The sequence below is a fragment of the Streptomyces sp. NPDC018029 genome (assembly GCF_044327655.1).
Lineage (GTDB): Bacteria > Actinomycetota > Actinomycetes > Streptomycetales > Streptomycetaceae > Streptomyces.
This window is the reverse complement of the sequence record NZ_JBIRFV010000014.1, coordinates 202,363-209,807: the sequence shown is the minus strand read 5'-3', so window position 1 is coordinate 209,807 and position 7,445 is coordinate 202,363. Positions and strand designations below refer to the sequence as shown.

Annotated in this window: 8 protein-coding genes; 6 read left to right on the top strand and 2 right to left on the bottom strand. The window is 71.5% G+C overall.

Annotation, left to right across the window (positions count from 1 at the left end):
• From ACH4D5_RS34780 to ACH4D5_RS34760, 5 genes are all read left to right on the top strand, one after another.
• A partial coding sequence (locus ACH4D5_RS34780) for a 3-deoxy-7-phosphoheptulonate synthase (RefSeq protein WP_398310792.1) occupies positions 1–822 on the top strand: 822 nt, incomplete at its 5' end.
• 52 nt (positions 823–874) lie between these two features.
• Positions 875–1,498 (top strand): isochorismatase family protein, encoded by a 624-nt coding sequence (locus tag ACH4D5_RS34775; RefSeq protein ID WP_398310789.1) that lies wholly within the window; start codon positions 875–877, stop codon positions 1,496–1,498.
• Positions 1,495–3,450: an anthranilate synthase family protein gene (locus ACH4D5_RS34770; protein ID WP_398310786.1), complete on the top strand. Its 1,956-nt coding sequence runs from the start codon at positions 1,495–1,497 to the stop codon at positions 3,448–3,450. The genes ACH4D5_RS34775 and ACH4D5_RS34770 overlap by 4 nt, the downstream gene beginning before the upstream one ends.
• An 87-nt stretch (positions 3,451–3,537) precedes the next feature.
• Complete coding sequence (gene phzG, locus ACH4D5_RS34765; protein ID WP_398310783.1) at positions 3,538–4,218, top strand: phenazine biosynthesis FMN-dependent oxidase PhzG; 681 nt, start codon at positions 3,538–3,540, stop codon at positions 4,216–4,218.
• Between the two features lie 24 nt (positions 4,219–4,242).
• Positions 4,243–4,752, top strand: a complete 510-nt coding sequence (locus tag ACH4D5_RS34760) for a PhzA/PhzB family protein (protein ID WP_398310780.1) — start codon at positions 4,243–4,245, stop codon at positions 4,750–4,752.
• Between the two features lie 105 nt (positions 4,753–4,857).
• Here the strand turns inward: ACH4D5_RS34760 and wrbA are convergent, their stop codons facing one another.
• Positions 4,858–5,469 (bottom strand): NAD(P)H:quinone oxidoreductase, encoded by a 612-nt coding sequence (wrbA, locus tag ACH4D5_RS34755; protein ID WP_398310777.1) that lies wholly within the window; start codon positions 5,467–5,469, stop codon positions 4,858–4,860.
• 546 nt (positions 5,470–6,015) lie between these two features.
• On the opposite strand from wrbA, the gene sigJ reads away from it, so the two are divergent.
• Positions 6,016–6,948, top strand: coding sequence for an RNA polymerase sigma factor SigJ (sigJ, locus tag ACH4D5_RS34750; protein WP_398310774.1), 933 nt, complete (start codon positions 6,016–6,018; stop codon positions 6,946–6,948).
• Positions 6,949–6,975: 27 nt separating this feature from the next.
• Here the strand turns inward: sigJ and ACH4D5_RS34745 are convergent, their stop codons facing one another.
• Positions 6,976–7,362: a nuclear transport factor 2 family protein gene (locus ACH4D5_RS34745; protein WP_398310771.1), complete on the bottom strand. Its 387-nt coding sequence runs from the start codon at positions 7,360–7,362 to the stop codon at positions 6,976–6,978.
• Positions 7,363–7,445 lie beyond the last annotated feature (83 nt).

The window sequence follows — 7,445 nt, the reverse complement described above, 5'->3', positions numbered from 1 at the left end:
ACCGAAATCATCGACGGCCTCGAACTGCCCGTCTTCCGCGGCCACATGGTCAACGGCCCCGAACCCGACGCCGAGAGCCGCCGCCCCGACCCGCTGCGGATCCTCACCGGCTACATGGCCGCCGGCGACATCCTCGAACACCTGGGCTGGCGCGAGCGCGCCGCCGGCCGCGACGTCGTCGAACCCCTGGTGTGGACCAGCCATGAGGCGCTGCTGCTGGACTACGAGATGCCCATGCTGCGCACCGACGACAAGGGCCGCCTCTTCCTCGGCTCCACGCACTGGCCCTGGATCGGCGAGCGCACCCGCCAGGTCGAGGGCGCCCACGTCGCCCTGCTCGCCGAGGTCAGCAACCCGGTGGCCTGCAAGGTCGGACCCGCCATGGAGGTGGACGAGCTGCTGGCGCTGTGCGAGAAGCTGGACCCCTGGCGCGACCCGGGCCGGCTCACCTTGATCGCCCGGATGGGCGCGGACAAGGTCACCGAGCGCCTGCCCCGCCTGGTCGAGGCGGTCCGCGAGGCCGGCCACCCCGCGATCTGGCTGAGCGACCCGGTGCACGGCAACACCGTCACCGCGCCCGGCGGCTACAAGACCCGCATGGTCGACACCGTCGCCCGCGAGATCACCGGCTTCGTACGGGCCGTGCAGGACGGCGGCGGCATCGCCGGCGGCCTGCACCTGGAGACCACCCCCGACGACGTCACCGAGTGCGCCAGCACCGAGGCCGACCTGGAGCGGGTGGGCGAGCGCTACACCTCGTGCTGCGACCCCCGCCTCAACCCCACCCAGGCCCTGCACGCCGTCAACGCCTGGCCCGCCTGACCCACCCGGCCCCCACATCCCCAGCCACGCATCACGTCCAAGGACTGGAACCATGACCGGCATACCCCCCATCAGCCCCTACCCCCTGCCCGCCGAGGGCGACCTGCCCCCGGCCGCCGTGTCCTGGACCGCCGACGCCGACCGCGCGGTCCTCCTCGTCCACGACATGCAGCGCTACTTCCTCAAGCCCTTCCCCGCCGGCCTGCGCCAGGACCTCATCACCCACGCCGCCCAGCTGCGCGACCGGTGCGCCGCCCTGGGCATCCCCGTCGCCTACACCGCCCAGCCCGGCGGCATGAACGACGAACAGCGCGGCCTGCTCAAGGACTTCTGGGGCCCGGGCATGCGCCCCGCCCCCGAGGACCGCCAGGTCGTCGACGCCCTCGCCCCCACCGGACAGGACTGGCTGCTCACCAAGTGGCGCTACAGCGCCTTCTTCAAGACCGACCTGCTCGAGCGGATGCGCGCCGCCGGCCGCGACCAGCTCATCCTGTGCGGCGTCTACGCCCACGTCGGCGTCCTGGCCACCGCCGTGGACGCCTTCACCCACGACATCCAGCCGTTCTTCGTCGCGGACGCCACCGCCGACTTCTCCCAGGACTACCACCGCTCGGCCCTCACCTACGCCGCCGAGCGCTGCGCCCGGGTCACCACCGTCAAGGGGCTGTTCACATGACACAGACACCACCCACCCCCACCACCCCCGCACCGCAGCCGGCCGCCGACCTGCTGGACCAGGTACTGGAGGGCCGGGCACCGGCCTTCGCCCTGCTGCACCGGCCCGGCGCCACCGGCCCCGGCACCGTGGAGGTGCTGACCGGCGCGGTGTCCCTGCCCGCCACCCTGGCCGACATCCCGCTGCCCGAGGCCCCCGCCCCCGGCGCCCCCGCCCGCCACGAAGTCCTGGTCGTCATGCCCTACCGGCAGCTGGCCGAACGCGGCTTCGCCTGCGCGGACGACGGCACCCCGCTGGTGGCGATGACCGTCACCGGCCAGCAGCAACTGCCCCTGGACCAGGCCCTGGCCCGCATCCCCGACGTCCCCACCCCGCTGTCGGGCGGCGACTTCGACGTGGACGACGCCGCCTACGAGGACGTGGTGCGCCGCATCGCCAAGGAGATGATCGGCACCGGCGAAGGCGCCAACTTCGTCATCAAGCGCACCTTCGTCGCCGACATCACCGACTACGGCCCCGCCAGCGCCCCGGCCCTCTTCCGGCGGCTGCTGCAGCGCGAGTCCGGCGCCCACTGGACCTTCCTGATCCACACCGGCAGCCGCATCCTGGTCGGCGCCTCACCCGAGCGCCACGTCAGCCTCCAGGACGGCACCGCCGTCATGAACCCGATCAGCGGCACCTACCGCTACCCGCCCTCCGGCTCCACCCTGGAAGGCGTGCTGGAATTCCTCGGCGACCGCAAGGAGACCGACGAGCTCTACATGGTCCTCGACGAGGAACTGAAGATGATGGCCCGCATCTGCGACACCGGCGGCCGCGTGGTGGGCCCCTACCTCAAGGAAATGGCCCGCCTCGCCCACACCGAGTACTTCATCGAGGGCCAGACCGACCGCGACGTGCGCGACATCCTGCGCGAGACGATGTTCGCCCCCACCGTCACCGGCAGCCCCCTGGAAAGCGCCTGCCGCATCATCCACCAGTACGAGCCCGGCGGCCGCGGCTACTACAGCGGCGCCGCCGCCCTCATCGGACGCGACGCCCACGGCGAGCGGGTGATGGACTCCGCCATCCTCATCCGCACCGCCGACATCAGCCCCCAAGGACGCCTGGCCATCGGCGTCGGCGCCACCATCGTGCGCCACTCCGACCCCGCCTCGGAGGCCGCCGAGACCCGCGCCAAGGCCGCCGGCCTGGTCGCCGCCCTCAACGGCGACACCACCACCCGCTTCGCCGACCACCCCAGCGTCCGCCGCGCCCTGGAACTGCGCAACGACACCATCGCCGACTTCTGGCTCTCCGACCTGCAACACCGCAGCGCCGCCCTGCCCCAGCTGGCCGGCCGCAAGGTCCTGGTCGTCGACGCCGAGGACACCTTCACCTCGATGATCGACCAGCAGCTGCGCTCGCTGGGCCTGCAGGTCACCGTGCGCCGCTACGACCAGGACTACACCTTCGAGGGCCACGACCTGGTCGTGATGGGCCCCGGCCCCGGCGACCCGCAGGAAGTGGCCCACCCCAAGATGCACCACCTGCACACCGCCGTGGCCACCCTGCTGCGCGAACAGCGCCCCTTCCTGGCCGTCTGCCTCAGCCACCAGGTCCTGGGCCTGCAACTGGGCCTGCCCCTGCGCCGCAGGAGCGTGCCCAACCAGGGCGTCCAAAAGGAGATCGACTTGTTCGGCACCGCCGAACACGTCGGCTACTACAACACCTTCGCGCTGCTGAGCGACGACGAGGAGTTCACCACCCACGGCGTGCCCGGGGTGCCCGACGGCCAGCTGGTCCAGGTCAGCCGGGACGCGGCCACCGCGGAGGTGCACGCCCTGCGCGGACCGGGCTTCGCCTCCCTGCAGTTCCACCCCGAATCCGTCCTCACCCGCCAGGGCCCGCGCATCGTGGGCACCGTCCTGGCCGGACTCCTGGCCCCCGCCCGCACCCCCGACCCGGCCTGAGCGGGCCACCCCAAGACCGCCGGGCCGGCGCCCTCCCCCGAGCGCCGGCCCGGCACCCCCTGCTCTTCTTTTCCGAAGGAATGACTCATGTCTGAGCTGTCCCAGAAGACCAACGGCCGTACTCCCTCGCGGCGTTCGGAGACGCTGACGGGCACCGTGGAGGTGGACTTCCCCCAGTTCCGCACCCCGCCCGCCGAGCCGATGGGACTGCTCAGCGACTGGCTGGCCCAGGCCACCGCCCACGGCGTGCGCGAACCGCGCGCCCTGGCGCTTGCCACCGCCGACGAGCGCGGCCGGCCCTCCTCACGGATCCTGGCCGTCAACCAGGTCACCGAGCACGGCATCGTCTTCATCACCCACGCCGGCAGCCAAAAGGGCCGCGAACTGGCCGCCAACCCCTACGCCTCGGGCGTGCTGTACTGGCGCGAGACCAGCCAGCAGATCACCCTGGCCGGCCCCGTGCGCCAACTCCCGCGCGCCGAGGCCGAAGCTTTGTGGGCGGCCCGCGCGGTGTTCACCCACGCCATGTCCACCGTCTCCCTGCAGAGCGAACCCCTGCGCGACCTCGAACACTTCGAGACCATCCGCGCCCAGGCCCTGGAACTGGGCGCCCTGGAGCGGCCGCTGCCGTGCCCCGAGGCGTTCGTGGGCTTCTGCCTGGAACCCGACGCGGTGGAGTTCTGGGCCAACGGCACCGACCGGCTGCACGAGCGGCTGCGCTACGACCGCACCCCACACGGCTGGACCACCACCCGCCTGCAGCCCTGACCCCCACCCCTTTTCGGAGACGCCATGAGCACCCCCCTGACCAGCCCCCACCACGTGGCCGACGGCCCGGTGTTCACCAGCCACCTGGAGCTGCGCGCCCGCAACCGGCGGGCCGTGGAGCAGTACATGGAAACCGGGCCAGAAGCCCGGCTGCGCCGCTACACCCTCTACACCCCAGAGGGCACGGCGTCGTTGTTCAACACCGACATCGGCCGGCCCATCACCGTCCAGGGCCGCGACAACCTTCAGCGCCACGGCGAGCTGTCCCTGCAGGTCCTGCCGGACTGGGAGTGGTTCGACGTCCGCCTCTACGAGACCCAGGACCCGGCCGTCATCTGGGTGGAGTGCGACGGCGAGGGCACCATCCGCTTCCCCGGCTATCCCGAGGGCCGCTACCGCAACCACTTCATCCACGGCTTCACCCTCGACGACGGCCTCATCGCCGCCAGCCGCGAATACACCAACCCCATCGAACACATGCGGGCCCTGAGCATCCCCACCCCCCACATCCAACGGGACTGGATCCCCTCCTGAACCCACCCAGAGGCACCCTCAGCACACAAGCAAAAAAGAGAGGGGCCGCCGGCCCGATGGCCGGCGGCCCCTCACCCCTGCCCGGTGTCCGCCGGGGCCGCTCGCTCAGAGGGCGGCGTGGCCGGCTTTGAGGGCGGCGGCGGTGTCGACGACGCGGCGGGCCTGGTGGCGGGCGGCCTGCAGGGCGATGTCGCCGGGGGCGCCGTCGCCGGCGACGTGCGAGGTGCCATAGGGGTTGCCGGACTGGAACTGGATGGGGTCGGTGTAGCCGGGGGGCACGATGATGCCGCCCCAGTGGTAGAAGGTGTTGGACAGCGCCAGGATGGTGGATTCCTGGCCGCCGTGGGCGGTGTTGCTGGCGGTGAAGGCGGAGAACACCTTGCCGGCGATCTTCCCTTCGAACCAGAGGGGGCCGGTGGTGTCGATGAAGGCCCGCAGCTGGCTGGCGGGGTTCCCGAACCGGCTGGGGGTGCCGAACAGCACCGCGTCCGCCCAGGCCAGATCGTCATGGCTGGCCTCGGCGATGTCGCCGGTGGCCTCGCGGTGCTGCACCCAGGCCGGATTGGCGCTGATCGCCGCCTCCGGGGCGGTCTCGGCCACCTTGCGCAGCCGCACCCTCGCACCCGCCTTCTCCGCGCCCTCGGCCACTGCTTGAGCCAACGTGTGCACGTTGCCGGTGGCGCTGTAATAGATGATCGCAACGTTCACAGGTTCCACAGCTGTTTCCTTTTCTTCTGCGTGTTCTGTACGGGTGACGCCGGCGGGCACGGCCGCTCACGCGCGAGGGCCGGACCCTTGGGAAAGAAATTCGGTATCGGTAAAGGAAGAGGAAAAAGCCCAGGAGGCCGTCCTGGGCGGCCAGTTCGCGGGGCGCCGCCGGCCCTGCACGGCGCTGTCGGCGCCCCCGCTGACCGGAGCCCCGCGGCCGGCGTCGGCCGAGGGCGCCCAGCGTCTGTCACTGGGTCTCGCACACCGGGCGACGGGCCGTGGAGGCCGCGCCCGGCCGTGCTGGTGAGCCGCGGATCGGGGCTGAGGTCACGGGAATTCTCCTGGCAGGTGATGAGCGGCTTCGGGACCGAAGCCGGGGCAGGAGAGCGGGGATTCCTCGGCCGGGCGACCGGGGGATGGAGCCCGGCCAGGAATTCGATCTCCACCTGTACGACGACACAGGCCGTTGTAATGTGAGGTGACGCGCGCCACCTTCGGGCAATGCCTCATCGATATGGGTGAAGGCAGGGCGCAGCCAAGGGAGTTGGCGACACCATGAGCATGCATTCCCAGCCGGAGGACAGCCGTCTCGAGCCGGGCCTGAGCGCGGTTCTCAGCGAGCGGCGTCAGCTGATCAACCTCGCGTACCGCTTCCTGGGCTCGCTGGCCGACGCCGAGGACGTCGTCCAGGAGACCTACGCCCGCTGGTATGCCATGTCCGAACAGCAGCGGGACGCCGTCGCCGCGCCCGGCGGCTGGCTGACGCGGGTCGCCAGCCGCATCTGCCTGGACCTGCTCGGCTCGGCCCGCGCCCGGCGCGAGCGCTATGTGGGGGAGTGGATCCCCGAGCCGCTGCCCGACCACATGGAGTGGATCAGCGGCCGCTCCGGCGGCACCGCCGACCCGGCCGACCGCATCACCCTGGACGAGTCGGTCAACATGGCCTTCCTCGTGGTGCTGGACTCGATGACCCCGGCCGAGCGGGTCGCGTTCATCCTCCATGACGTCTTCCACTACTCCTTCGCCGAGATCGCCGAGATCGTCGGCCGCAGCCCGGCGGCCTGCCGCCAGCTGGCCTCCTCCGCCCGCCGCCGCATCACCCACGCGCAGGCCCCCACCGCCGCGCCCGCCCGGCGCGCCGATCTGGTGCGCGACTTCAAGCAGGCCTGGCAGGCCAAGGACATCGAGGCCCTCATCGGCCTGCTCGACCCCGACGCCACCACCATCGCCGACGGCGGCGGCCTGGTCAGCGCCGAACTGCGCCCGGTCACCGGCGGCGAGCAGATCGCCCGGGTCTTCGCCGAGGTCGCCGGCAAGGCCCCCGACCTGACAATCCTGGAGCGCACCGTCAACGGCCAGCCCGGCCTGGTCGCCCAGCAGGACGGCGTCACCGTCTCGGTGCTCGCCTTCGACGTGGCGGGCGATCGCATCACGCACATCTGGGCGGTGCGCAACCCCGAAAAGCTGCGCCCCTGGACGGCGGGCTGACCCCCGGGCGGCCAAGTCCCGCCGCGCTCAGCCCTGTTGCGGCGGGGCGCCCAGGGGCACCTTGTAGCTCTCCAGGCGGCTGATCGCGTCACCGGCGAAGGTGAACACGTCGCAGAAGAGGAACTCCGCGGTGGCCCCGGTGGGCAGGGTCAGGGCGGCGCGGCCGGTGGCGACCACATGGTCGCCCTCCTCGATCAGCCGGTCGACGGTGATGGACGGACGCTGGACCACGCCCTTCACGACGACACCGTCCTTGTTGTGAATGACGCCCCGCAGCGCGTCCTTGCCCTGCACCCGCAGCTGGCCCAGGCTCTCCCACACCACGTCGTCGGTCACCAGGGACAGGACCTTCTCGTGATCGCCGCTGAGGACCCCGTCGCGGTACTGCTCCACGATGACTTTGTGTTTGCTCATGCCAAATGACTATTTGATACGACTAGGAGGGCGCTGGAATACCGCCAGAAGGTCGGTGACCTCACATTCCTGGCGGCTGTCTC

Excerpts from the sequence above, each read along its gene's own strand:
- ACH4D5_RS34745 (WP_398310771.1), bottom strand. The coding sequence starts at position 7,362 with ATGAGCAAACACAAAGTCATCGTGGAGCAGTACCGCGACGGGGTCCTC.
- ACH4D5_RS34770 (WP_398310786.1), top strand. The coding sequence starts at position 1,495 with ATGACACAGACACCACCCACCCCCACCACCCCCGCACCGCAGCCGGCC.
- phzG (WP_398310783.1), top strand. The coding sequence starts at position 3,538 with ATGTCTGAGCTGTCCCAGAAGACCAACGGCCGTACTCCCTCGCGGCGT.
- ACH4D5_RS34775 (WP_398310789.1), top strand. The coding sequence starts at position 875 with ATGACCGGCATACCCCCCATCAGCCCCTACCCCCTGCCCGCCGAGGGC.
- ACH4D5_RS34760 (WP_398310780.1), top strand. The coding sequence starts at position 4,243 with ATGAGCACCCCCCTGACCAGCCCCCACCACGTGGCCGACGGCCCGGTG.
- sigJ (WP_398310774.1), top strand. The coding sequence starts at position 6,016 with ATGAGCATGCATTCCCAGCCGGAGGACAGCCGTCTCGAGCCGGGCCTG.